Source organism: Kribbella endophytica, assembly GCF_054781295.1.
On the sequence record NZ_BAAGUR010000008.1, the window covers coordinates 137,435 to 160,776 of the forward strand.

General features: G+C 65.5%; 16 protein-coding genes. 1 reads left to right on the forward strand and 15 read right to left on the reverse strand.

Translation table 11 applies throughout. From position 1 onward, the window contains the following. Window positions 1-3 precede the first annotated feature (3 nt). The 8 genes from ACYVIO_RS41980 to ACYVIO_RS42015 all read right to left on the reverse strand — a co-directional run bounded on the left by ACYVIO_RS41980 (window position 4) and on the right by ACYVIO_RS42015 (window position 8,155). Window positions 4-1,347 carry an ATP-binding protein gene (locus ACYVIO_RS41980; protein WP_460656612.1) on the reverse strand — a complete coding sequence of 448 codons (1,344 nt, stop codon included), beginning with the start codon at window positions 1,345-1,347 and terminating at the stop codon, window positions 4-6. 98 nt (window positions 1,348-1,445) lie between these two features. Further along, window positions 1,446-2,879 carry an SCO6880 family protein gene (locus tag ACYVIO_RS41985; RefSeq protein ID WP_460656613.1) on the reverse strand — a complete coding sequence of 478 codons (1,434 nt, stop codon included), beginning with the start codon at window positions 2,877-2,879 and terminating at the stop codon, window positions 1,446-1,448. Further along, complete coding sequence (locus ACYVIO_RS41990; protein ID WP_460656614.1) at window positions 2,876-4,159, reverse strand: hypothetical protein; 1,284 nt, start codon at window positions 4,157-4,159, stop codon at window positions 2,876-2,878. Before ACYVIO_RS41990 ends, ACYVIO_RS41985 begins: the two co-directional genes overlap by 4 nt. 5 nt (window positions 4,160-4,164) lie before the next feature. Next, window positions 4,165-4,491, reverse strand: coding sequence for a DUF6112 family protein (locus ACYVIO_RS41995; protein WP_460656615.1), 327 nt, complete (start codon window positions 4,489-4,491; stop codon window positions 4,165-4,167). A 38-nt stretch (window positions 4,492-4,529) separates the two neighbouring features. Continuing rightward, window positions 4,530-5,471 carry a CHAP domain-containing protein gene (locus tag ACYVIO_RS42000; protein ID WP_460656616.1) on the reverse strand — a complete coding sequence of 314 codons (942 nt, stop codon included), beginning with the start codon at window positions 5,469-5,471 and terminating at the stop codon, window positions 4,530-4,532. Continuing rightward, complete coding sequence (locus ACYVIO_RS42005; protein WP_460656617.1) at window positions 5,468-6,064, reverse strand: hypothetical protein; 597 nt, start codon at window positions 6,062-6,064, stop codon at window positions 5,468-5,470. Before ACYVIO_RS42005 ends, ACYVIO_RS42000 begins: the two co-directional genes overlap by 4 nt. Before the next feature lie 199 nt (window positions 6,065-6,263). Continuing rightward, entirely contained in the window at window positions 6,264-7,010 is a 747-nt protein-coding gene (locus ACYVIO_RS42010) for a hypothetical protein (protein WP_460656618.1), read from the reverse strand. A 107-nt stretch (window positions 7,011-7,117) separates the two neighbouring features. Continuing rightward, window positions 7,118-8,155, reverse strand: a complete 1,038-nt coding sequence (locus ACYVIO_RS42015; RefSeq protein WP_460656653.1) for a toprim domain-containing protein — start codon at window positions 8,153-8,155, stop codon at window positions 7,118-7,120. A gap of 634 nt (window positions 8,156-8,789) precedes the next feature. On the opposite strand from ACYVIO_RS42015, the gene ACYVIO_RS42020 reads away from it, so the two are divergent. Then, window positions 8,790-9,818 (forward strand): hypothetical protein, encoded by a 1,029-nt coding sequence (locus ACYVIO_RS42020; protein ID WP_460656619.1) that lies wholly within the window; start codon window positions 8,790-8,792, stop codon window positions 9,816-9,818. 265 nt (window positions 9,819-10,083) lie between these two features. On the opposite strand, the gene ACYVIO_RS42025 is transcribed toward ACYVIO_RS42020, so the two are convergent. The 7 genes from ACYVIO_RS42025 to ACYVIO_RS42055 all read right to left on the reverse strand — a co-directional run bounded on the left by ACYVIO_RS42025 (window position 10,084) and on the right by ACYVIO_RS42055 (window position 23,119). Then, on the reverse strand, window positions 10,084-12,012 hold the full coding sequence (locus ACYVIO_RS42025; protein ID WP_460656620.1) for an AAA family ATPase: 1,929 nt from the start codon (window positions 12,010-12,012) through the stop codon (window positions 10,084-10,086). Continuing rightward, window positions 12,009-12,581 (reverse strand): hypothetical protein, encoded by a 573-nt coding sequence (locus ACYVIO_RS42030; RefSeq protein WP_460656621.1) that lies wholly within the window; start codon window positions 12,579-12,581, stop codon window positions 12,009-12,011. The genes ACYVIO_RS42025 and ACYVIO_RS42030 overlap by 4 nt, the downstream gene beginning before the upstream one ends. Then, the gene (locus ACYVIO_RS42035) at window positions 12,578-13,918 is read right to left on the reverse strand and encodes a hypothetical protein (protein WP_460656622.1); all 1,341 of its coding nucleotides are present in this window, start codon (window positions 13,916-13,918) and stop codon (window positions 12,578-12,580) included. Before ACYVIO_RS42035 ends, ACYVIO_RS42030 begins: the two co-directional genes overlap by 4 nt. Before the next feature lie 415 nt (window positions 13,919-14,333). Beyond that, a complete protein-coding gene (locus tag ACYVIO_RS42040) occupies window positions 14,334-17,090 on the reverse strand; it encodes a pPIWI_RE module domain-containing protein (protein ID WP_460656623.1) in 2,757 nt (918 codons plus the stop codon). Between the two features lie 6 nt (window positions 17,091-17,096). Next, the gene (locus ACYVIO_RS42045; protein ID WP_460656624.1) at window positions 17,097-20,480 is read right to left on the reverse strand and encodes a pPIWI_RE_Z domain-containing protein; all 3,384 of its coding nucleotides are present in this window, start codon (window positions 20,478-20,480) and stop codon (window positions 17,097-17,099) included. Next, window positions 20,473-21,621 carry a pPIWI_RE_Y domain-containing protein gene (locus ACYVIO_RS42050; RefSeq protein ID WP_460656625.1) on the reverse strand — a complete coding sequence of 383 codons (1,149 nt, stop codon included), beginning with the start codon at window positions 21,619-21,621 and terminating at the stop codon, window positions 20,473-20,475. Before ACYVIO_RS42050 ends, ACYVIO_RS42045 begins: the two co-directional genes overlap by 8 nt. After that, window positions 21,593-23,119: a PD-(D/E)XK nuclease family protein gene (locus ACYVIO_RS42055; RefSeq protein WP_460656626.1), complete on the reverse strand. Its 1,527-nt coding sequence runs from the start codon at window positions 23,117-23,119 to the stop codon at window positions 21,593-21,595. The genes ACYVIO_RS42050 and ACYVIO_RS42055 overlap by 29 nt, the downstream gene beginning before the upstream one ends. Window positions 23,120-23,342: the final 223 nt, after the last annotated feature.

Below are 23,342 nucleotides of genomic sequence, written 5' to 3' on the forward strand. Positions count from 1 at the left end.
GGTCTACATCCGGGCGTCGGTGTCGAAGAGTTCGACTTCGCGGGCGTGCCGCACGAGCTGTACGACGAACGACCGGTCGGGCAGCCGCCACAGCGCCCGGCCCTTCGGCAGCTTCCCTATCGTCGCGATCTCGACGTCGGTCAGCCCGAGCAGCGTCGCCGTACGGGCCAGCTGGTCGGGCTCTTGGCGGAGCATGATCCGGGTCGAGCAGTCGGCGAGCAGACCTTCGGCGAGCGCGCGTGCTTCGGAGCCGAGGTCGCCCACGGCAGCCAGGTCGGACAGGCGGTGGATGATGAGGACGTTGGAGACTCCCCAGGCGCGGGACAGCTTCCACTGCTCCTGCATCCGCCGGAGCAGAGCCGGGTCGCGCATGACGCGCCAGCCTTCGTCGTACACGATGAAGCGCTGGCCACCGGAGGGGTCGGCGACGGCGGCTTCCATCCAGGATGAGGCGCACGCGAGCGCTAGGCGGAGGGCGTGGTCGTTGCCTCCGGAGCCGATGCGGGAGGAGTCGAGGGTGACCATCGGGAGGGTGGCGTCGAACGCGGTGGTCGACGGGCCGTCGAACATGCCGGCCAGGTCGCCGTGGACCAGGCGCCGGATGGCGTGAGCGACCTCGCGTCCGTCGTCGAGCAGCGCGTTCCTGTGCAGCCCGCCTCGGTGTGCGCGGTCGTCGTCGGGGTCGAAGAGCGCGGTGACGACGTCGGGGATGGTCGGGGCCGGGTTGGTGGTCGCTGTTTCGAGGGCGAGGTCGAGTGAGGTGTGTTCGACTGCTGTCATCGGCCGCCCGAGTGTGGACTCGGCGAGCGTACCGAGGAGTGCGCGGCGTCGGGACCAGACGATCTTGCTCCATTCGTCGGGCTGTACGGCGGCCGGGCGGGTGCCGGCGTCGAGTGGGTTGAGCCTGGTCGGCAGCCCGGGGCCGAGCTGGATGGCCGCTCCCCCGATGGCTTCCGCGACGGGAGTCCACTCGCCCTTGGGGTCGCAGGGGACGTAGGCGCGGTGGCCGAGGGCTATCGAGCGGGTGATGAAGGCCTTCGCGGTCGAGGACTTGCCGCTGCCGATGACGCCGGCCAGGAGCAGGTTGGGGTTGGTGATGACCTTGGACTGGTAGAGGACCCACGGGTCGTAGACGAACGAGCCGCCACTGAAGACGTCCGATCCGATGTAGGTGCCGTCGGCACCCAATCCTCCCTCGGCGAGAAAGGGGTAGGCGACCCGCAGGATCCTGGTCGTGGCGCGGTGGGCATCGACGAGCAGCGGCAGCGCGTGCCGGGCGTCGTACGGCGTCCGCCGAGGCTTGACCGCAGACTCGAAGTCCTCCACCTCACGATTCCGCCTCGCCATGGGCCGTCCTCGCAGCGCGGCCGCTTTGCGGTTGGCTCTGCGGGTGGTCCGGTCGAGGCCGGTCGGTTCGTACACGGCCACTCCGCGTTCGTCGTGGTTCATCGCAGCCCCGTTCCGAATGGCAGTGTTGTTGCCAGGAAGCCGTCGAGCTGCTGGCCGACCAGGCGACGAAGGTCGATCAGAGCGCGGGCCGCGGCGATCTCCATCTCGGTGCAGGCCTCGTCAAGCTTGTCCTCGTCGTCTGCTGAGACCGCGAGCAGTCCGATCCAGCGGACGTCGCCGTGGCCGGCGGCCAGGTCTCGCTCGCGTTGGGCAACGTCCGCGTCGAGTTGGCGGTCCTCTTCGCTTTCCAGCCGGCCGATCTTGTTCCGGGTCGCGCGCTCGGTGACCCGGTCGACCTGGTGCCGTCGAGCGTCCCGCAGCGCCTTGGCCACCGGGATGGGCTGGAGAACGAGCGAGAACGTACGCCGTACTCCAGGCTTCAGCAGCAACGGTCCGAGGAAGGCAGGAGTCGCCTTCACGCGCGGCCACTCGGTGACGATGTAGACGCGGTGCATCGACGAGTCCGTCCGAAGGTGATCCCACTCAGCGTCGATCGCCAGCGGTCCCGCGCCGGAGGGGTCGAGCGCTTCAAGGCTCGGGACGGTGCGGGTGGCGGCCGGGTCGAAGGCGACGCGCAGGCTCATTGCGAGTTCGGGCGCGTTGAGCCAGCACCCGGCAACGCCGGCGGCCCCGAGCGCCATCTGGAACCCGCGGGCTTCGGCTTCCAAGACGATCATCGCCCCAGAGATGCCGCCGCCATGCTTGCGGACTTCCTTCGACACCGCGTCGAGGTCGAGCGTGAAGGCAAACAGAGTCTCGTGCTTGGCCGGTGCCGGAGCTGCATGCCGCAGCAGATCCTGATAGATCGCCCCGGCCGGCTGCCGCGGGTCGAGACCACGCTGCTCGGCCCAGTTCGTCAGACTGTCGCCGGGATCCGGGAGCGTGCGCTCGAGGATCTGGGCGCGGACGATCCGGTTGCTCTGGCACAGGCCGGCGATCAGTTGCCCGTACGCCGTGACGCGGCGGTCCTGCTCGTCGGTGTTCTGCAACAAGTGCGCCGGCCCCTCGATCCGCGCGACGGCCGTCAACCGCCGCCGTCGAGGATCGTGCACCGCGGCGACAACCGCCTCGGTGTCGAGGATCCGCAGAGCACCCTCCGCGCCGGGCAAATGCAGTGAGCCGTGGATCGTGGGCCGGGCGACGGATGCCCGGTACGACTGCCGCTTGCGGGCCACCCGCAGGGCGTGCACGACGCGGAGCAGGATCCATCGGTACGACGGCAGGTCCTCGATCCGCGTCAATGCAACCACGGCACAGCAGATCGACGCGACGAGGCCGGTCAGGCGGACCACGGAACTCGCGTTGCTGATGATGTTCAGGACCAGCAGCACGGCCGCGAGTGCGAGGAGAACGACCTGCATCGGCCTAAGACCAAGCAGGACGGTGTTGCGTTCAGGCCTCGGGAATCGGGTCGCCATCGTGGTCGTCATCCGCGGTCCTCTCTGCTGTCACTGGTCGAGTCATTGCGTGGCGTGCCCGGGGATGCGTCGCCAGTCGGCGCACTGTCGACCGACACCTCGCTGCTCGAGACGGCGATCGCGGTTGCTCCCTCTCCCCCACCAGACGGCGACAGTGCCGGCGCGGGGGCCTGCTTCGCGACGTCCGGCGCGGTCTCCGACTTCGAGGGGTCGGGTTCTCCGCCTCCGCGATCCGAAGGTGTTCCCGCGGGAATCGAGGCGTCCGCCTCGGCCCGGTCGATGATGGCCTCGTCGTTGTCGACTTGATCGGCGTCGTTGCCTACGATCGGCGATTCCTCCTTGTCGCCCGACGCACCGAAGTGCTCAGCACCCCAGTGCTGCGCCTTCTCGACACCTTCCTTCGCCGCGGCGGTACCGGCAGAGCCTTGTCGGATGGCCCGCGCGGCACTGTGACCCTGATCGCCTGCCCAGTGGATGAAGGAGAAGGTCGCAGCGGGCGCGAAGGCAGCCATCGCCACCAGCAGGACACCGGCCAGGAAGGTGCTGAGGTTGGCTGGATTGCTGCCCTGGTCCGCGGCACCGGTTGCCGAGAGCCCGAGCGCGAAGACGACCGCCATCGGGATCTTCGCGACGAGCAACGCGCCGATGACTTCGATCCATCGCCGCAGCCAGTGCCGCGTCGCCGACCAGGTCCAGCTCACCATCGCGATCGGTGCGAACACCACGGAGGCGACCAGGGCCACCTCGATGAACAGCAGCACGAAGTACAGCGCGAACAGAGACAGAAGCGCCAAGAGCACAGCCAGCAGAAGGAACCCGCCCAGCGACGCTCCGGTGAGCAGGCTGCTGATGTCGGTCAGCCGCTTCATGCCGTCCGCGGTCGCACGGTTGCCCAGGATCGCCAACGAGATCTCATCGACCACCGACCCGCACGAGCTGATTACTGCGACCGCGAGCGGCACTCCCGCCGTGCCGATCAACGCTCCGATCAATGCGCGCCCTAACCGGCCGGGCTCTCGATGGATCATGGCGGAGATGCACTGGAGTACGAACAAGATCACCAGGATCGGCAGCGAGATGGTGACGATGAGGCTCAGGTTCGTCTGCCACCAGTCCTGGTCGAAGCGGGGCGTCGTACTACTGCTGAAGGTCTGGAAGACCGTCGCTGCCAAGTCACCCAGACCACTCGCGGTCCACTTCAGGAACGACTCCCAGACCGAGTTCGCCGCCGAGCCCCCGACGTCGGAGACGACGCAGCTCACCGGGTTGAGCAGACAATCGGACCAGCTCATCGAGCTCAGCTGACCGTGACGCCGCTGAACCAGCGGATGATGGTGTTGGCCGAGCTGATCAAGATCGCCGTGCCGGCAGCGACCAGGCATCCGATCTTTCCCTTGCCCGCGTGGTGAGCGTTGTTGCCGAAACTCCCCATCGCCCACACCGCCGCCGAGATGACGAAGGCAGCGACACAGATCACGAGCCCGAAGGTGACCAGCGCGCCAGCCATCTGCCGCAGTGCCGGCAGCCCGGGAAGCCCGTTGGAGTTGGGGGTGACCCCGGGGTCTTGATTCGCCATCTTGATGACGAGGTGGTCTCGCGCTGACGCGAAGATTGTGGACATCATCTAGCCCTTCTCCGGCGATCGATACGCCGGGACGGTGATCAAACTGCAGATCGTTGGTAGATCGGCGGCGCCCAGCCGAGGTAGGTCGCGCCCCACTCCGCCTCGATGGCGGTGAGGTCGACCAGGTAGACGCCGCCCTCACCGGGGAACTGGTCGTGGATGTCGTTGGAGACGATGCGGCCCGCGCCGACGTAGACCGCGACGTGCCCGTACAGGCCGCCGGTGTCCCAGAAAACAAGGGCGCCCAGAGGTGGCTGGCGGTCCAGGTGAGCGTTGCCGGTCGCAACCATCTGCGACCACTGTTGGGCGGCCGAGACGTAGCCGGCCCGCGGCCGACCCCAGATGTTGGCGGCGAGCCGAGCACACAGCTGGTAGTAGCCGTGCTGCCCAACCAGCTCCATCGCACGGCTGACCGCGGCCTCTGCCCCAGGCAACTCCCCCGTGTCACTAGTCGGCGGAGGTTGACACAGCGAGTCCGGTGACAGACCGACCAGCTCCTGGGCCTGGGCGTACTTGGCCCGATAGTTGCGACCGTCGCTGAACGCCGACCGCTGGACCTCCTGCGCGGCCAGCCACGGATCCATCTCCATCCACCCGGACACGGTGATCAGCGCCGTATAGAACAAGACCGACGCACCCTCCGGATCCATCCGCATCGCGAGCGGCCCCCAGCCATCACGCTGCTGAAACAGCCCCCGAGAATCCGGACCGGCGGCGTCACCGTGGTCGACGTTTCGCAGCGACGACTCCGTCAACGCGGTCATCACCGCGATGACCTTGCCCTTCACATCGATCCGCAACTGATCACCGGTCGCGACCACGACCGCCAAGTTCGAACGCTGCTCAGCATCGAGCGCGACCTCGCCGACGACCGGCGTCGCCGCGCAACTGCTCGCCCCTCCCCTGGCCACCGCGATCGGCGGCACCAGCACCACACCGAAAGCGAGGCAAGCAGCTGCCGCGGCGGCCTTGAGAATCACAACGGGCCCTCGGCCGACGCCGACCAGAACCGGCACTGCGGCGTACACACCACCGCCACCGTCACCGACCGCTCAGCCACCCGCGGCTGGTCGTCGATCACGTTCGTCTGCCGACCCCGTACGACGAAGCCATGCCAACCGCGCGGCGTCTGCGGCAGCCGCTGCAGCCGAGTCAGAGCCGGCGGTGTCTCGGTCGACACATCGCTGACTGTGGCCTTGCTGTCGTGCAGATCCCGCTGCTCCCACTGCCCGAAGTCAGGCAACATGCTGCCGGCCACCCGCGGACCATCGGTGTCCATCGGATCGGCGAACATCTTTATCGCGTCCTGCCAGTCGAAGTACCCGTGCACCGTGCTGTCGTAGGTCCAGATCGCCGTGGCATAGGCCGTCGCGTAGACCTTCGGATCGGTCGTGTTCGGTCGATCCCAGGCCTTGAGGTACGGCGTGCCGTCGTCGGTCGCCGAGGCGGCGGCGACCTGTGGCTTCTCGTCTCCAGATCCATGCCACCGCGCGACGGTCACGCTCACCAGCGCGACCATGCCCAGCACAACCACCACAACGATCGTCGCCTTCGAGCGAAGAATTCCTGCCATGTCAGTTACCACCTCGTGGTCGGTGCGCCAGGCGCTTCTGGATCGAGGCCTCGACCGGCGCCGGGATGATCCAGACAGCGCGCAGGATGCGCAGGTACAGGCGGGCTTGCCATCGGTAGTAGCGGACAAGCCAGTGGCTACGTCGGGGACTGTTTGTCGTCATGCCGGACTCAACGGCTGGGCTTCCGGCGGTTTGCACCTACGCCGTCCTGGCCAGGCCAGGGCTCGACGATTCGGTAGGCGGCAACGCCGCAGTGGGGCGACAGGTCCCTCTCCTGCCTCCGCTGAAGGTGGTGTCCATGCCCACAGCCGCGGCCAGCCATCGGCGGACCAGCGGGTCGCTGAACACCTCAGAGCGGCGCTGGCCGGTCGCCAGCCGGCCTACCGCCGACCGGTTGGCCGCACCTCCGCGTAAGAGCCAGGCGATGCCCTCGGCCTGACTTGTTGCGATGCCGGTGCTCACCAGGCGGCTTCGGATGGCTGAGCGTTCGAGCCGGGGGCCTTCAGTGGCGATGATCAGAATCCGCCGGGCGGTCCACTCGGGCAGACCCATCCGGGTCAGTTCGGCAGCGACCACTTCGAGCAACGGGCCGAGCTCCGTCATGACGCGGACATCCGCCCGATCGGGCAGCACCTGCATCAGCGGATGACGCTGGCGCCGTAGAGCCTCAGCACGGACCGAGTCAGCCAGCCGCCACCGCACGGTGTTGGCTAAGTAACCCCACGACGCCGTCACCTCTGGCCGGGCGGCCAGGATCTTGCACCGCTCCCACGCGATAACCCGAGCACGCTGCGCTGCTTCCTCAGCCCCCAGGGCCGCCCTGGCACGACTCGGAAGGAAGGCGATGATTCGTTCCTCGATGCCGCGGGCCAGTTCTTCCGAGATCTCGGGCGCCCAGTTCGATGCAGCCGCATCAGCGAGCAGCTCCTGCAGTTCGATCGTCATTGCTTGCTCCCCACATTCACTGTTTGTGATCTGTGGGGAAAAAATCTGGTGCTTGAAGCAACGACTCAGAACCCGGATTCAGAGGTCCAGGAGTCCTGAAGCGGTACTCACATCTGGATCACATTCACCGGCGGGTCCGGCTCTGAACTCAGCGGTTCGAGACGCCGCGTCTGACGCTTCGCCACAGTTTTGCCATGAGCCGCGAGAACCTCCCTCGAAACCGTCTGCGGATCGAGGTTCAGCACCCGGGAGAGCCGCTGCACCTCGTCCGCGATCAAGCCGGTCGGAAGCCGCGGCACCAGGCCCGCCACCGCACGAAGCGCACCGACCCGCCCGCTCACGTGGTCCAGGACCCGGTCCCAGCGACCGAGCTCCAGCTCGATCACCAGACTCACGAGTGGCCGCGTGTTCTCAAGCTGAGCCCGAAGTCGCCTCTGCCCGTCTTCGGAGCTGTAGATCTCCGACGGGTCTTCACCATCAGGCAGATCTGCGACCAGGACGTTCCTGAAGCTCCGGCTCAGCAGGTCCAGATGCCGTACGGCGGCAAGCCGGCCGCTGCTGTCTCCATCGAGGGCGACGATGACTGAGTCGGTTCCCGCGTAGCACTGAATGATCCGAATCTGAGCCTCGCTGAGCGCGAGGCCGCACAGTCCGATACCCGCCCATCGAGAACTGGCGCCGCTTGCGGAACTCACAGCGAGGGCATTGAACGGGGCCTCCACCAGGACCGGAACAGCACCGTTCTCCAGCAGTCGCCGCTGCTGCGCGACACCGAACAACGCCTCCGCCTTGCGATAGATCGCGGTGCTGGGCGAGTTCAGATGCTTCGCGATCCCTCCACGCCCACGGCTGGCGAAACCGACCAGCCGCAGATCGATGTCGTGCACCGGGAACACGATCCGGTCCCGAAACCGATCGATCAGGTACCCCTTGCGGGTGGCAACGACCAACCCAGCCGCCACCATCGTCTGCTCGTCGAATCCCCTGCTCCGCAGGTGGTCGACCAGATGAGCCCACGCGTCCGGCGCGTACCCCACCGCCCACCGCGACCCCAGCTCCTGCACATGATCAAGCCGGCGCGACTGCAGATGACGTCGCGCCCAGCCGTTGGGCCGCAACAGCATCTCCGTCCGGAAGAACTCCATGGCCGCAACCTGCGCGGCAACCAACTGCTCGTGAGCAATCTCCACAAGTCCCGGCCCCTTCCGTAAGTCCGGCACGCCCTCCAGCCGGAGCCCGACGTCCTTCGTCGGCTCCAGCCTTGGGAAACAACGGTCCTCACGGAACCGCGATCACCACATCCAGGACTACCGGATTCGGCGTCATGCGGGGAATGCCCAGGTGAAGAGACGCCCGGCGACCGAGACCAGGCTGTGAGCGCCTTGCGGGTACAGCCCGGGGACATCAGGCGGAGAACGTCTGCCATGCCTGCCCGCATAGCTGGAACAGGAGGCGACGGGCTGGTGGGCTGACCGTGACCTGCTGGGCGATCGGCCGGGTACGGGTCAGGCTCTCAGAGATCGTGACTGTGTGATCCGCGCACACGGCGACGCCGCAGTGGTTGTAGATGGCGCTGGCGAGACTCGCTTGTTGAGCGGCCTGGCACTCACGGCATTGCAACAATCCTCCCGGGGCTAGCGTCGACGCAGCTCCAGACCTTGCGCTCCACCAGGCCTGGCGAAGTTGTAGCTCCACGAAGTGTCGGCGGGGCCTGTCACCGTAATGCGGTGGTGCCCAGCCGGCATCGGCAGGACTACGAGTTCATGGGGGCTACACGGGATGAACGACGCGACGGCCGCAGCCGACTTGGTGATGCTGAGTGCCGGCGCGATTCTGATCGAGACCATCCTTCTGCTCGATGTGTCCGTGACGATCTGGCCGTGGTACGCCGAGGTGATCCACGGTCGAAGGATCCGGACGCAGGCGTCTGTGCCTACCCAGGGCTCACGGACCGACCGCGAGTCGCTGCTGTTCTACGGATTGATGCTCTGCATCGCGGCGGTTGTGGCCGTTGCGCAGTACACCGCCCTCGATCTCACGATCGGTCTGGGCATCCTTGGCTACTTCTTCGCGTACAACGTTCTTGCCGGCATTTATCTTCGCCGCGCGACCACGCGATCGATCGCCGACCAGCTCGCGTGGCTCCACCATCACGGCATCCCCGCCGATGTGGTCGTGATCCTCGGGCGGGAGCGAGCACTCACGAACCTGACAGCCGGCGTCTTCGTCGCGACAACGTCCATGGCGCTCGTTCTCCCTGTCTCAGGGATCTGGCAGCCCCGGTCCTGGCAGTTCGCCGCGGCCTCGGCTGCCATCCTCGCGCTCATCAGTACACCCATGATGGTAATCGGCCTCTATCTTTTGAGCCGCCATCGGCAACACGATCGTCTCCTGCGCCATCTCAGCCGCGCGTGCGCTCCCGAACAGCAGCCGCCATCGCGCTGGCTCGAACCCACGACGACCAGAACCACCACGATGGCTCAGCTGTGGCTCGACGGCCTTCCCCCGGAGCGACGCGAGGTGCTCGCCGCCATCTACCCCCTACGCGAAGTTCTCCGTCGACGCGCGCGCCAGTGGAAGGGCCTCGACCACAAGGCGCTGTTGTCCTCCGCCCAGTACGTCGCCGACGACCTCGCGGAGCTCGCGTCGTCCGACGCACCGATCTACGGCAGCAGGGCGGTGACGCAGGCCGTGCAGCTGGCCTATCTCGGTAGGACCGAGCTGTTGACGAGCTGGGCAAAACCGCACAACCTCGCTAGTCACGCGGCGTGGAACCCATGGATCCTACGAAAGCCTTCGGCGCCGTGACCCTGGTTGTCAGCACCCTGACCGGCCTGATAGCTCTGTTCCGCGGGCTGAATCCCTACCCCGCTGTACAAACATCTGGTCGACACACTTCGCGGTCCAGGTCCTCACCGATTCGGAGTAGAAGCGGGATCGCGGTACACGTGCCGTGGCGAGCCCTGCCCCCTGCTCTGATGGTCCTACTCGCCGTCGTGCTGTCTGCGTCCCATGGAGGACAGCTCAGCCGACACGACGAACACCGCAAGGAAAAGCAGGCCTTGAGCAACGACTAGTCGGCCAAGTCCTCGAGCGTCTGCACCCCGGCCGGCCCGGGATGGCGGATGGCCTTGATGGTCGGGTTGTCGTAGTCGAAGGGAATCTCCGGCAGCCGCGTTCCCTTGAAGACTTCCGGTGTCTCGTTGTCGGCCACGATCAACTGGAGCTGTCCAGGGCGGGCGGTGCTCTGCGTCGCCATTCGCCGATAGATCGCCGCGACCACAGGCGCTGCGGCGTTCAGGGCGAGTTGAGGGCTGTCGATCAGTAGGAATGCCGGGTAGTACGTGTCGCCTCGCCGAGTGGCAACGCTCAGCAACGACGTCCAGTAAGCGATCTGTGTTGCCGTGATGATTCCCCCGGCGGAGCTTGTCGTGGTGAAGCTCTCGCCGTTGAGCAAAGGCAGGTATGTCGAACGATCGATCACCGCCGTCTCGACGCCCGGGATCCCGATATCCGCGACCGTTGCCTGGAACTCGGCATCGATCTCGTCGAAGATCTCCGTACGCCGAGATTCCAGCGCTTCGCTAGCCTCGTCGAGCTCACGCTTGACCCGGGTACGGTCCAACCGCAACCTGTCGGTGACCAGGCCAAGGTCGTCGGCTCTGTCCCATTGCCGCAGAATCGACTCGAGGTGTCCCTGCTCAACCCTGGCAGTGGCAAGTTGGTCGGTGACATCCGCGAAGGCCTGGAGGCGCGGCGTGATCCGCTCGGCCGTGCGTTCCTCGAGCTGCTCGTTGAGAGTGGTGACGAGAACGGCCCGCTCGGCGAGCGCACCCGAGATCGCGGCCTCCTTGAGCGCGATCGCATGAAGCTGGTCATCAACCTCTGACCGCTGGTCCTGTAGCTGGCGCGTCTCGTACTGCTCCGGCCGCACACCGGGTTGAACCGGATCAGGTTGGAGACAGACTCGGCAAGCATCGATGGGGACAGAACGCTCGGACAAGGACTGCAGGCAACGAGGGCAGACAGCAAACTCAAAGTTCGCCAAACGGGCTCCCGCATCGTGCATACGCGCCAGGCGGGCAATGTCAGAAGCCAATCGGTCGCGCTCAGCGGTGTACTCGGCGCGCTGGCGATTCAACTCGTCGAGCGTTGCCCGTGCGTCCGCCGCGCCGACCTCCGCCTCGGTCAACAGGTCACGAAGCATCCTTGTTCTGCGGTCGCTGACCGGATCCACGGCGTCACGCAATTCCGCGAAGCGTGCCTCGCCGTCGGCCTGCCGTCTGGCTGCTTCCGCCAGCGCGATCTCGGTCTGGAATCGATCACCGGTCCCGCTGTCGGCCAGAAACTTCCGAACGGTCCGATGCTCTGCTTCGGCTGACGCGATCTCACCCCTCAGCTCGTTGTAGCGGGACCGCAGTCCCTGGATCTCCTCGTTCGTCAACAAGAACAGGAGCTCGAAGACAGTTTTTCGCTTGGGATCGACGTACGACATCTGGCTGCCGGCGATGTCCCGATTGATTTCGGACTGCGCGACGTACAGGAAGCTGAAGACGTCGTTGAACGTCACGATGTCACCCGAGCGGCTACTGCCGCCTCCACGTGCTGCCGCGCGCACATCGTCTGGTAGCCCCAGCGCACCCATCAGCAGAGAGTTGAGGGACGGGGTCTTCTTGCGGTCGACATGGTGTTCCACGAGTCGCTCGTGCGACCGCAGGTCTGTCACCTGGACAACTTTCGCCTTATCCGCGTCGACGCTCCGCTTAATCGCGTACCGCTCGTTCCCCACGGTCAAGTCGAGCTGGATCGCGATGACCGACGTCCGCACTACTGGAGCAAGCTTGCCACGTCCACCGAAACCGAACTTGACCAACTCGAACAGCGTGGTCTTTCCAACGCCCGTCGGCCCGGTGAGCACAATGATGTCGTCCGAGAATACGAAGTCGACAGCGCCTTCGACAGTATCGATGTGAATCGCGTTGATCCGGAACCGCGTGGTCATCGGATCACCCGCCGCTGCGGGGTCTGCATGAGGTCCGAGAGCCGGTCATAGATCAGATCCTTCAGCCCGGAGCCGGACAGGTCCGGACTAGCCTCTGCGATCGCTCGGCAGCGTTCAGCCACATCGATCCACTCCGGTGACGCCGACAACTCCTCGGCGAACGACCGACCCAGTTGCGTTGGCGCCAATGCAACACTGCCTTGCCGGCCTGTCACGTACCGCACAAGGCCGCGCGAGATCAGAGCGCCTATGACCGGATAGTAGCGATCGTCCCAAGGCCCGTACTTGTAGCGGACCATCGGTGCCTCGACGTCGGTCGGATCGTCTCGCTCCCGATCCGTGAGATGCAGCCGTCGGTCGTCCGATGCCAGCTCGTCCAAGATGACCGGGGCCAGGGCCGGGTACCGCACGAGGAAGTCCAGCTTCGCCAGTTTGGTGAGCCCGTCGAGCTTCTTCTGGTGCCCAGGCGTAGTCGCGACGGCAACCGTCAGCAACAGGACCCGAGCCTGGTGATAGGCAAGATCCTCACGCAACCAAAGCAGTTCCTCGATGTCGGTGAGCTGGGTCATGTTTCCTCCAGCTGACTTCGATAGCTCTCGACATCGAATGCACTACTGAACCAGACTCGACATTCGTTCGCGAGTTCGCAGACACCGCCGAGCATGACGTCGGCGTCCGGGAACGACGAGTCGTTGGCCGCGAGCTCCGCCAGCTTCTTCTGGATCTCACCCCAGAACACCTGGCCCCACGGTTTGTTGTCTTCGGCAATCCCGTCAGCTGTGGCATCAGTCAGCCCAAGGACCTTCATCCGGACCCGTTCGCGTTCGGCACGTGCTCTTGGATCGCCGCTCATTCGGTCGCTCCAGTACCTGCCGGCGTATAGACGCAACTCTTCGGCCCGCTCGATGCTGTTGTCCGAACACTTGCCAGCTTCCATCTTGAGCGCGACGGTAGACGTCCTCTTCAACCGGGGCAACGGGAGGTAAGCCTTGGGCTGTTGCAAAGCAATCTCAATGGCGAACTCGAGGTCCGCGGTGGTGACCAACCGCGCCGCGATCGAGCGTTCGGCCGGTGTGCCCACTGCCGAGGCATCGAGAACCTGAGGCAGAACGACGGGTAGGGCGGCCTGTTGAACCGGCCCGGCGGCTCGCATTCGCTGCCGGAATACGCCTAGAGCAACTGTCCAGACGACCTCAGGATCGACCGTCACCTGCAAATGGTCGATGATCGGCTGAGCAAACATCCCAGGCGCTGCATACGGAAGATGAGTCCGACGGATCTGCTCGACCTGCAGTGTCAGGCCCGCAAGGAAGCGCGCTACGCGATCGCGGCGAGCCCATTCGTGCGTGAGCGGGGCCAGGATGACGATCGGCGGCATCAGATCCTCGTCGGCAGGTAGCACGTCCGACATTTTGGCGACCACGTCGTCATGGGGGCCGCCAAGGAGGGGCTCGCCGGCCAGCAGACGCTCGTTCAGCCAATCGATTGCCTTGGCGACGGCCACCGATGCCTGGTCAAGACCACAGGTCGTCACCAGCCTGCAGGTCGGCTTCTCTGAGAGCGCGTACCACCGCTCGAACAGATGCCCGATCCCACCATCCTTCGCGAGTTTGGTGTAGGTAGTGAAAGCCCCGTATGAGGCTTCTCGATGCTTCGCCGACACGATCTCAGCGTCGTCACCTCGAATGATGACCCAGTCCTCGTGGTACTCACACAGGATCCTGGTCTCACTGGAGGCCCCGCCAGATGTCAGCGCACCTAGATACAGCGACAATCCATCGGCCGTTGCCATTGCCGCCTGCCACTCGTACCTGTCAGCCGTACTCGCGCCGGCGTCATCGGGTTGCGGGACAGCGGTCACCAACTCCGCGGCGCTGCCCGCAGGCAGATGCTTCGTCAACGGCACAACTCCGACCTTAGGGCTCAATTCCGTCGATCGGCGGGTCGCACGGCATGTCGTCTGAAATCGATGCCGATCGCTAGCTCCTGCGAGGCCAGGCTGTGCCCGTTAAACTCAGCTGCCGAGACATAGGAGTATTTCTTGCGGATCGTCCTTGAACCAGATTTTTCACGAAGAGTAGGTCAGTAATCTCCTGGGCCCTGAATTGACCGAGCTCGCACTGGCAAGAGTTCGACCAGACTCTCCGTTGCCTTGCCTGCTCGATTCCGCCATCACGCAGCGTCTTCTGTAGAACCTCCCAATCGACGCTGTCTGTCCAGCCAACCCCGCCGACGGAACGGTGACCGGGTCGGTACCTCCGCTGCGGGGTCGGCCGTTTGATGGCGTGTGCTGGTACTGCGGCAATCGAAGGGGTCCAGGTCTATTCGTCGCCCTGACTGGGGAGGTCGCTATCGAGTTCGTCGATGCTGGCCTCGACAGCCTCAGTTTCCTCCGCGTCGTACGGCAACGCGTACTGCTCCGTCAGCCGGGCTAGGTGCAGCGCCAGCGGGAGTCCGAGCTGATCGCGGTAGTCCTCGGCCGTTCGCTGCTGGTGGACGAACATCGCCCAAGTGGCCGGGTCGTCGCCGGGCTGCAGCCCTGCCATCGTCAGCTCCAGCAGTTGTGGAGTCCAGCCCGCGGTGCCGGGGTTGATCCTCGGCTTGCCCTTGCTGTCCAGGTGATGCGTCAGCTTGCTCAGATCCACGCCGACGCCGCTGTGTGTGCTCGCCTTGTCGGTTGTGCTGTAGAAGACGCGCCCGCTGTGGCCGCTCTCCTCAGCCGGGGCCCACAACCCCTTCGAGATTCCGCCTCCGCCGTTCTCCTTCGGCGCCCACCACTGCGGAGTTTCGTCACGCTGCTGGTCCGCGACCCGAACCACCCGCAGGTTCCGTCCGTGGAGGGCCAGGCGCTGAAGCGGACCATTTCCCAGCTGGAGGTGGTCCGGGACCATGCCTCCGTTGAGAAGCCAGGGCCACCGCGGTCGAAGGTTCTGGGCGCGGGTGAGAACGAGCGTCGGTTGCCCTTTCAGACCGTACAAGAGCTTACGCACAAAGACCGCAACCGCTTCTGTTTGCTGATCCCTGGACCTGAGGTCCTGCGGACGCATCGTGCCAACCAGTGAAGCCAGGAGGCGAGAGTAGGGCACCCACTCGTCCATGTCGGCGGTCCGGCCGAGGACCTGACGTTCCTGGGGCCGGAGCAAAACTGCGATCGGTGTGAACTGCGGGGTGTAGGTAGGACCGTCGTGGCGACGCCTGACCAACCAGAGCGCCACCTGGTTGAGATTGTCCGGGATCGCGTCGCCAAGACTGTGCTCCGGAATCAGACGGGATCCGGTCTGCCGGAGGCCGTCAGACCAGGCAGCTGCGATTCGGAACTCCGCATCCTTGGTCGGCGGAGACTTCAGTTCGACGAACTGGGTCACCACGCCAGCCTCAGCACACCCGGCTCGCAGCGCGAACTTGGGGTCGGTGAGTGGCCCGAACTTGTCAGCGCCCTCCAACTCGATCAAGGCGAAGGATGGGTTGATCCCTCGTTGCTCGCCAACTCCGCTGATCCAGGCCGTGACCTCCCGCCGCCGCGCGCTGAACGCTTCGCTGTGCTCAGTACGTGTGCGCGGTTGCGGATCGGCACCAAGCGGCGCACCGAGCGACCCGAGCTCGGCGAAGTGCAGCTCCAGCGTCAGGTCGGGCGCCTGCCATCGAGACAGCGTCGGCTCGGAGGCCACCCGGTGTTCCGTCAGGTCCAGAGTCGCCTCAACGACGCCGGTCAGTTGATCTCCCAACGCGCCGCCTTGGTGGAGCACCAGTACCGACAGTTGGCGGCCGTCGACTGCCTCGGACACCGAGGCCCTGACTCTGCGCGCGTTGTTGATCGTCCGCTGGTCATTGATGGCCTTGATCTCAGCCTGCTGCTCGTCGGCCAGCTTCGCCGAGACCGGCTTGATCGGCTCAAGCTGCCGATGCGGCAACTCGGGGACGTCCTTGCTTCGTCGCAGCTCCGGCGCCATGACGAACTCGGGCTCCAACGCGGGAGCGACCCATTCCGCAAGACGCCGCCGCTCGCTCGGCATCAGGCCCGCGCCGATCGCGTGTGCTCCCATGCGGGTGTGGTGAACAATCGCTGCGATCAGGCCATCCTTGCCCACAAGCCACGGATCAGCGTCCTTGACCAGTAGCTCAGCTGGCGGGAGATTCTCGATCACCGACAGGTGCTTCAACATTCCTTCGGGGCCGCCGTACCTCCACGCGACGCGACCGAGCCCACGGTTCCACTCGACGGCGCCCACCGCGAAGCGGTTGGACTCGGTCAGGCCCGAATGCAACGGGCTGTCCGGCAGCAGGTAAACCGACGCGGACGAGCCGCGCGGCAACCACGCCGTACGGCTGACCCAGCGACGAATGCCGAACGCGACGTGGACACGAGGAACCTGGGAGAAAGGCACCGTCCTCAGCGAGATCCGGATCACCGCCGAGTAGCGCCATGTGCGCCTGCCGCCTGTCTTGTCCTTGCGATGCTCCTCGAGGGGCGGCCAGGACATCAGTTCGGCGCCGGAACCCCGGGCACTGCCGGCGACGCGTCGGAACTCCACCCGCTCCCCAAGGTGTTCATAAGGAGCGAGCTTCGCGATCCGGTCAGCGATGAAGTCGGGGAGGAGGTGATAGCTAGCATCAGCGGGACGGTTCGTGCCACCCGCGGACAGTGAATGTTCCAGAAGGTCAACTGTCTTGGGCGACCAGCTGAGATCCGCGGATCTCAGCCCTTCGATGGTCTGCTTGAACACCGGGAACGCCTCTGGGCCGGGCGACATGTCCCACAGCCAGGCATTGAGGAAGCCCGCGAAGGCACTCGCGGGCAACGGCGAACCGACATACAGCCAGGGGGCGGCCGCGCTGAACGAGGCGCTGTCGTCGACCGTCAGCAGATCAGGAGCCACTGCCCGCAGCACAGAGTTCAGGCGCCGGATCGGGATACGCCGCAGTTTCTCTTGCACAGCAGCCGACTTGGCGTACCTGTAGAGATCCAGGATCGGTTCATGCCAGGCGGCAGGAAAAGCGAGTGTGGCGTACTCGGCTTCGACGCTCTCGTCAGCACTCCTGGGAACGAATGCCGCAGTGTGGACAGTCTGGTAAGCCATTCTTCCTCAGTTCATCTCTACGAGTGCTCGATACAAGGGTTCGTACAACGCTTCGACCAAGGACTTGTCGAGCGCGGGCCTGGACGACTGCTCGTCGAAGTACGGCGCGAGCAACTCACGCATGCTGACGAGAAGACTCGTGTCAGGAGTGTCCAGCGATCGAAAGCCGGCCTCGCGAGGAGAGAACGCGGCGTCGACGAAGACAACTCGCGCCGGCACTCCCCCACGGACCAGTCGGCCGATCACCTGCCAGATCACCACGAGCTGGTCCCAAGTGAAGGCGTTCTTCTCCTCCTCCGGCAGATGACTCCAAATCAACTGTCGGGTCAGATATCTGTTCCACAGTTTTGCTGCCTTGGCCCGGAAGGATCTCGCCGCGGCATCCGCGGATCCTGCCGACCGAACGGCGCGCCGGAACTCTCCGGTCTCGTCACGGATCTGACGCACCGCCCAGTCGTTGATGGCGTTGACCGCGAGGGAGATGTCGTCCGGACGCGGATGTGGCCGGGCCAGGAAGTACGCCGTACCGATCGCCGCTCGACCGTCGGGCAGCACGATGTTGTGCCCGCGCTCGACAGCCAGCAACGGCGCGACCAAAATCTCACCGCCGGTCCGGCCGAACGCCGCGACGTCGCCCCGGCGCAGCGTCCACAACGTGTCCAAGTCCGCGTCGTCTGAGATCAGTTGGACGACACGGTCCTTCCACTCCGGAAGACTGCGCAGGTAGGTAGTTGCTTGCTCGGCCTCCTGGTAGCTGCCGACTAAAAGGAGAACACGGCGGCGGTCGGGATCCGTGATCGCCGCCAGCTCGTCCTCGAGCATCGAAGTGGCACCGGTGAGACTGCGATCCGGCTCCGCCAGCTGACGCAGCATCGCGGTGAGCACCTTTCCTCGCTGTTCCGGAGGCGCCCCGGACAGGCGAAGCGGTTCGTGGCTGTCCGGCCAGTGCAGGAACTCCTTGCGGAATTCGGTCCCCAGAACGGCATCGACCTCCCGTTGATGCGGGCGTAGCACGGCACCAACGGGTGCGTGCAGGTGGTAACGACTCGAGGTGCCCGCCCAGCTGGTGGCGGACATGAGGAGCACGTTGGGCCCTGGTCGATCGTCGACCGCCGGAAGGTTGTGCAGCTCCATCAACAATTCGCGCCCGACCCCACCGCATCGAAAGAAGCTCAGCTCGCCACTCTGATCGCCGTCCCGCTCCCGTTCCCCCGGCCGGAACTGGAAGCCGAGCACGTTGCCCATCGGCGACTCCGGGATCATCGGTTCGTAGTCCCGTGGCGGTCGCCGTGACAGGACGTTCGAGGCGGACTCGAGATTGAGCGCGGCTTCGACTCGTGGCCACAGCGTGGTCATGAAGTTCAGTCGGTGGTGCAGGGCGGCGAGTATCAGGGTGAACTCGAACCTGGTGGTGTGGGCCTCGATGTCCTCGTCCAACTCGACGAGGTCGAGAAGAACGCTCTGGAGGCGGTCGCGGATGGACGAACCGCGGGGCGCGTGCAGCAACTCGAGCGCAAGCGCCACGAGCTGGTTCACCTCTGGAGCGAGCTCGTCGCCGGAGTCGGCAGCCCGCATCTCGAGCGGCTCGTTCCGGAACTGGTCCAGGATCTCGCCGACCCGGCGCATCGCCTCCAGCCGCTCGGGGTCGACCTGATCATGATCGTCGCGTGAGTGGTCCTCCGGAAACCACGCGTTGATCAACCACTGGTGCAGAGTGTGCGCGCTGAAGTACTCCTCGGTGATCCAACCGCGAAGTCCACTGTCGTTGATCAGCAGTGCGTACAGACGATTGGCTGCCGCGGTGACCGTGTTCACCGCGCCGGTCCAGTCGTCGACCTCGCGAGCTGACAGCTGAATCCTCCCGCGCCTGGCCAGTTCGCTCACCGCGTGGCTGGCGACCTGGTCGAGCCAGGAGTTTGGCGATCGTCCGATCAGCGTGAGCGAGGGCGCGAACGCGGCGTCCAGCTGGATCTGTACCCGATCCGCCTCGTCGACTATCACCAGGTCGCTGCGCCGGCAAACAAGCTCGAGGTAGCGAAGGTTCTCGTCCTGCAACTGCCGGGGTACTGCGCTGTGAACCAGCCCGGCCGACGTGGTGACCCAGATCTGGGCATCAACCAGAGACCGAGCACCGTGATGACGCGGGCAGGACGACCACAGCGGGCAACTGTGACGACGGGGTGCTCTGCCTGGCCTACGGCGCGAACCGTCGGGGCTTCCAGAACTCGCCAGCGAGTGCCCGAAGTCCTCTGCTGGCTCCACTGGGATCAGCGAACCGCAAGGAGCCTCACCGATCGCGAGCGGATGCGGCGCCTCGAACCCTCGGAGAGCGTCGAGAGGACAGGCGCTGCTCAGGAACGTGAAACCGGGATGCCAGTGCTGGAGCATGGAGTTCGCACCGGTTCCGGCTACCCGTCGGTGCAACCGCTCGATGTGCCGCTCCCGGGTCGACTGCCCGAGGATCGGAGCCGCCGAAAGCCCCAGACGCTCGAACTGATGCACGATCGCCAGCGTTTCGGCGACGTCACCGACGACGATCGTGATGTGCCGGCCACTTCGCGTAGCCGCCCAGAACGCCAGGATGTCACGCACCGTGGACTTTCCCGCGCCGACCATCCCGACGAGATTCAGCAGACCGTCCACCCGAAGCACATCGGACCGGCTGAAGCGGCCCGCGGCGTCGTCGCGCATCAGCAGTTCGACCCGCTGCAGTCGTTCGGTCCACCTGTTCGGACGTTCTCCGTCGGTTTGTTCCAACGCGTCCATGGAGCGCGCAGCTGCTTCGAGTTCCTCCCAGCTGACCTCAATCGCAGCGCCCAGTGCGGCAGGCATCGCGGCGAGATCGTGTCCACGGTTCGGTGCATCCGGAACGAGCTCAGCCGGGATCGTCACCGCGTAGTGGCGCTCCCGGGCAACGAACTGGAACTGCCCCGCCTCCGCTCGCGGCAACGCACTCCGCACAAACGTCGGCGACGACGTCAGCAGGCGGTCGTACACATCGAAGCGCCCCGCGGCACGACTTGGGTCTCGCCGCACAGGCGTCTCGTCCACTTCACCGAAGTCATAGGCGCGCAGGTGCCGAGGCACCTCGATGTACATCGAGAGCAACCGCCGCCACTCATAGCGCCGGCGCAGGTCCCACAGATAGTGCCGCGCCCGGCGGACCATCAGTCGCTGCTCGGCACCGGTTTCCGCGAGGACGTCGCTGTACGGATATCCACCGAGCAGCGTCCAGGCGTCGATCGCCGTCCACGTCGGAGTGACTCTCTCCAGTAGTCGAAGTCCGAGTTCGACGTCGAGCAGATCGCCCGGTCGAACGGTAACGTCGTCCGGCCAACCGTCCGACAGTTGCGACAGAATCTCCTGGTGCCAATCGCTCCGGCTACGCATCGCTCGCTCCAGCGCCGGAGCTTGCCGGGATCGACGACAGTTCGCGGTCGACTCGGCGAAGGAGCTCGGTGTCCGTCAGCAACTCGAGTCTCGTGGCCAGGTCGGGTGCCAGGTTTCGTTTGAAGACGCGCCCGTAGCTTTCCTGTTCGTCGAATCGGTACTGCGGCACCACCAGAAAGGCCCGGTGGTACGGCGGATCAGGCCGCAATTGTTTCGCCCCACGACCCAGCAGCACCGGGTTCGAGCGGTCCTTGACGTCAACTGCCCAGATCTTCCCGGACGGCAGGGTGATCCGCAGATCGTAGGCGTCGAAGTTCGGCCACATCTCGGCCTTCAAATTTCGCTTCTGCAGCTCGGCGTCCAAGTCGCCTTCGGCCAGCCCTGGACCAGTGATGAACATTCGCAACGGCCGGCTGAGCTGACGCAGTCCGCCGGCGGACGCGGCGCTCAACACCTTGCCAACCGTGCCCGCGCCAACCCGATGACAGCGATCAAGCTCGCACCGATACCTGTCCCGGGAGATCGAAATCAGCAAGCAGCCACAGCGCGCGCAGGTCGCAGCCTGGCCGTCGCGCAGGTAGGTCGCCGTCACCGGCTCGTAGACTCTCTGGATCAGCTCGAGAACTGGCTGCAGGTCGATCTCCCGATTGAGTTCGATGAGATCGGCACCCGTCAGCACAGGGCGGGCGACCAACAACGCCCGGAACGCCGTGTACGACTCCGGAGACTGACTGATCCGGCAGGCACTGATCGCTTCGTGCATCAAAACGTTCTCGAACAGCTCAGCCGCCGGATCGGGAGCCGAGACAGCCCATTCAAGACACTGCTGGGTGGGACTACCGGTCGCCGCGTCGACCAGGAACTCGTCCTGCGGCGCGAAGCCAACAGGCAGTTCGAGAGGCCAACGCACCAGCGGCAGTTTGGCTGCCCAGGCCGTCATGTCCGGCACGCTGCTCGGCGGCGCGACACCATCCTTGAGACAGCGCAGCACGAGGTGGTTGTACGCCGTCAGCACGGTCGGTTCGTAGACCGGCGTCGCCGGCTGCCGGGCTGAAGCCAACCTGGTGATGGCCGAGGCGACCAACCGCAGCAGTCGCTCCCCCGTGAAGAACTCAGCTGCCGGTTCCTGTGTCGTCGTCATGTGCTGTCCTGCCGATCTGCAACGCGCTGTCGCCCGGGAAACTCGGACACCACCTGGATACAGGGCACCACCGACAGTTTCTGCCCGGGCGGGCCGGGAACACCTCGTCGTGGTACCACGGCTCGACATAGGACCGCAGAGCATCTCGCGCCCGGGTGATCTGATCCGGATCTGCCGCGTCGATCAGTTGAATGTCTGAACCGTCCGGGTGCAGGATCTCGAGCTCCACCCGCGCTCCCTCGAACTCACCGCCGAGCGCACCGCTGGACAAGATGACCACCGCCAGCGCGAGCTGCGGCATCTCGATAGGATCGGTCGCGAAGTGCTGCGGACGCATAGTGGTCTTCACCTCGCGCCACACCCACGCTTCGCCGTCGCGGTAGAGCAGATCGGGCTTGGCCACAACCACGGCGCGCGCCTGCGGATCGTGGACGACAAGCGTCGGCTCCACTCGCGCTTGCTCGGCCATCTCAGAGGACTGAAACGCACAGAGCGCGCGGTGGTGTTCGATCATACGCCGACCAGACGCTGCTTGGTCGCCCTCGACCGACCAGCCGCCGGCTGACCAGTCCGCCTCCGGCGGTGTATCGGCCGCATCACACGGAAGACCGCGCCGATGCCGCTCGTCGAGCCACGCGTGCACCGCCTGCCCAAGCGTCGAACTCGGGTCGTACTCCCAGGTCTTGGGCAACCCCAGGTCTCGAAGGTGACTTTGGGCGGGACATGCTCGGTGGTATCGCAGGTTGCTGGCCGAAACACTCCGCTCGGGATTTCCGTGCGCTGTCATCCCGAGCAGCGCTGGAACCGCCGGCAAGGCGTCGCAGAAGCTCTGCCGCTTGCAGCCGCTGCACCAACTTCCCGCATGGGTCTCTACACCGCGGGACAGACGCGTCACCTCGCTACGACCGCGTAGTTCGAACAGCTCCGACGCCTCCGCCGGCGTGCCGTCGAAGAGCACCTCGAGCCTGCCGGTCGCCAGGTCGATCTGAGTCACTCTGACCTTGGTCGGTGCGGGCGCTGAGGTGGTCTCGAACGAACTCGACCATGGTCTGGGCCACGGGGCCGGGTCGCCGAATGCGGTCGCGAACGCGGCGATCGCCACTTGCGACTCGGCCCTTGCGACAGCCGACGTACCTGTGCGGAGAAAACGAAACTCGCGGCGGTCCCCGTCAATCGACCAATATCGGCGTCCCCAGGCATACAACTCCCAGACAGCCTTCGCCTGCCGCTGGACCACCCAGAGGTCGCGGGCAGGAACGAGTCCCCGTTGCCGAGCGTCGCAGGATGCGCGATACGAGCTAGTCGCGTGCCGAGCGAAGGTCACAAGGCCCGGGTGGACTCGGTCGGCGGCGATCTCGGCGAGCGCGACCGCGTCACTGACACCGTCGAACTCGATCCGATCCAAGGCCTTCATCACCGGATCGAGCGTGAATGTCGTCAGCGACGTCTTCGACGACTCGACCCAGTGCCGCAGTCGCAGCTTCGGCCGGATCTTCACGCTGTCCCCGGCAGGACAACCCACGGTCTCACCTCGGGCATAGCTTGCCCCGATGCGAATCAAACCGTCGCTACCAACCAACTCCGGAGGTCGCACCCATTGAGCGCTGACCGGTTCCTCGCCTGCAGGCATGACTCACTGTAACCGAACTGGAACTGGATTGTGGTCTGAACAGGTGTGGATCCCGGCGCGGTCAGCGGCGACGGTCGAGGCGGATACCAAA

Excerpts from the sequence above, each read along its gene's own strand:
- ACYVIO_RS41980 (WP_460656612.1), bottom strand. The coding sequence starts at position 1,347 with ATGGCGAGGCGGAATCGTGAGGTGGAGGACTTCGAGTCTGCGGTCAAG.
- ACYVIO_RS41985 (WP_460656613.1), bottom strand. The coding sequence starts at position 2,879 with ATGACGACCACGATGGCGACCCGATTCCCGAGGCCTGAACGCAACACC.
- ACYVIO_RS41990 (WP_460656614.1), bottom strand. The coding sequence starts at position 4,159 with ATGAGCTGGTCCGATTGTCTGCTCAACCCGGTGAGCTGCGTCGTCTCC.
- ACYVIO_RS41995 (WP_460656615.1), bottom strand. The coding sequence starts at position 4,491 with ATGATGTCCACAATCTTCGCGTCAGCGCGAGACCACCTCGTCATCAAG.
- ACYVIO_RS42005 (WP_460656617.1), bottom strand. The coding sequence starts at position 6,064 with ATGGCAGGAATTCTTCGCTCGAAGGCGACGATCGTTGTGGTGGTTGTG.
- ACYVIO_RS42010 (WP_460656618.1), bottom strand. The coding sequence starts at position 7,010 with ATGACGATCGAACTGCAGGAGCTGCTCGCTGATGCGGCTGCATCGAAC.
- ACYVIO_RS42015 (WP_460656653.1), bottom strand. The coding sequence starts at position 8,155 with ATGGAGTTCTTCCGGACGGAGATGCTGTTGCGGCCCAACGGCTGGGCG.
- ACYVIO_RS42020 (WP_460656619.1), top strand. The coding sequence starts at position 8,790 with ATGAACGACGCGACGGCCGCAGCCGACTTGGTGATGCTGAGTGCCGGC.
- ACYVIO_RS42025 (WP_460656620.1), bottom strand. The coding sequence starts at position 12,012 with ATGACCACGCGGTTCCGGATCAACGCGATTCACATCGATACTGTCGAA.
- ACYVIO_RS42030 (WP_460656621.1), bottom strand. The coding sequence starts at position 12,581 with ATGACCCAGCTCACCGACATCGAGGAACTGCTTTGGTTGCGTGAGGAT.
- ACYVIO_RS42040 (WP_460656623.1), bottom strand. The coding sequence starts at position 17,090 with ATGGCTTACCAGACTGTCCACACTGCGGCATTCGTTCCCAGGAGTGCT.
- ACYVIO_RS42045 (WP_460656624.1), bottom strand. The coding sequence starts at position 20,480 with ATGCGTAGCCGGAGCGATTGGCACCAGGAGATTCTGTCGCAACTGTCG.
- ACYVIO_RS42050 (WP_460656625.1), bottom strand. The coding sequence starts at position 21,621 with ATGACGACGACACAGGAACCGGCAGCTGAGTTCTTCACGGGGGAGCGA.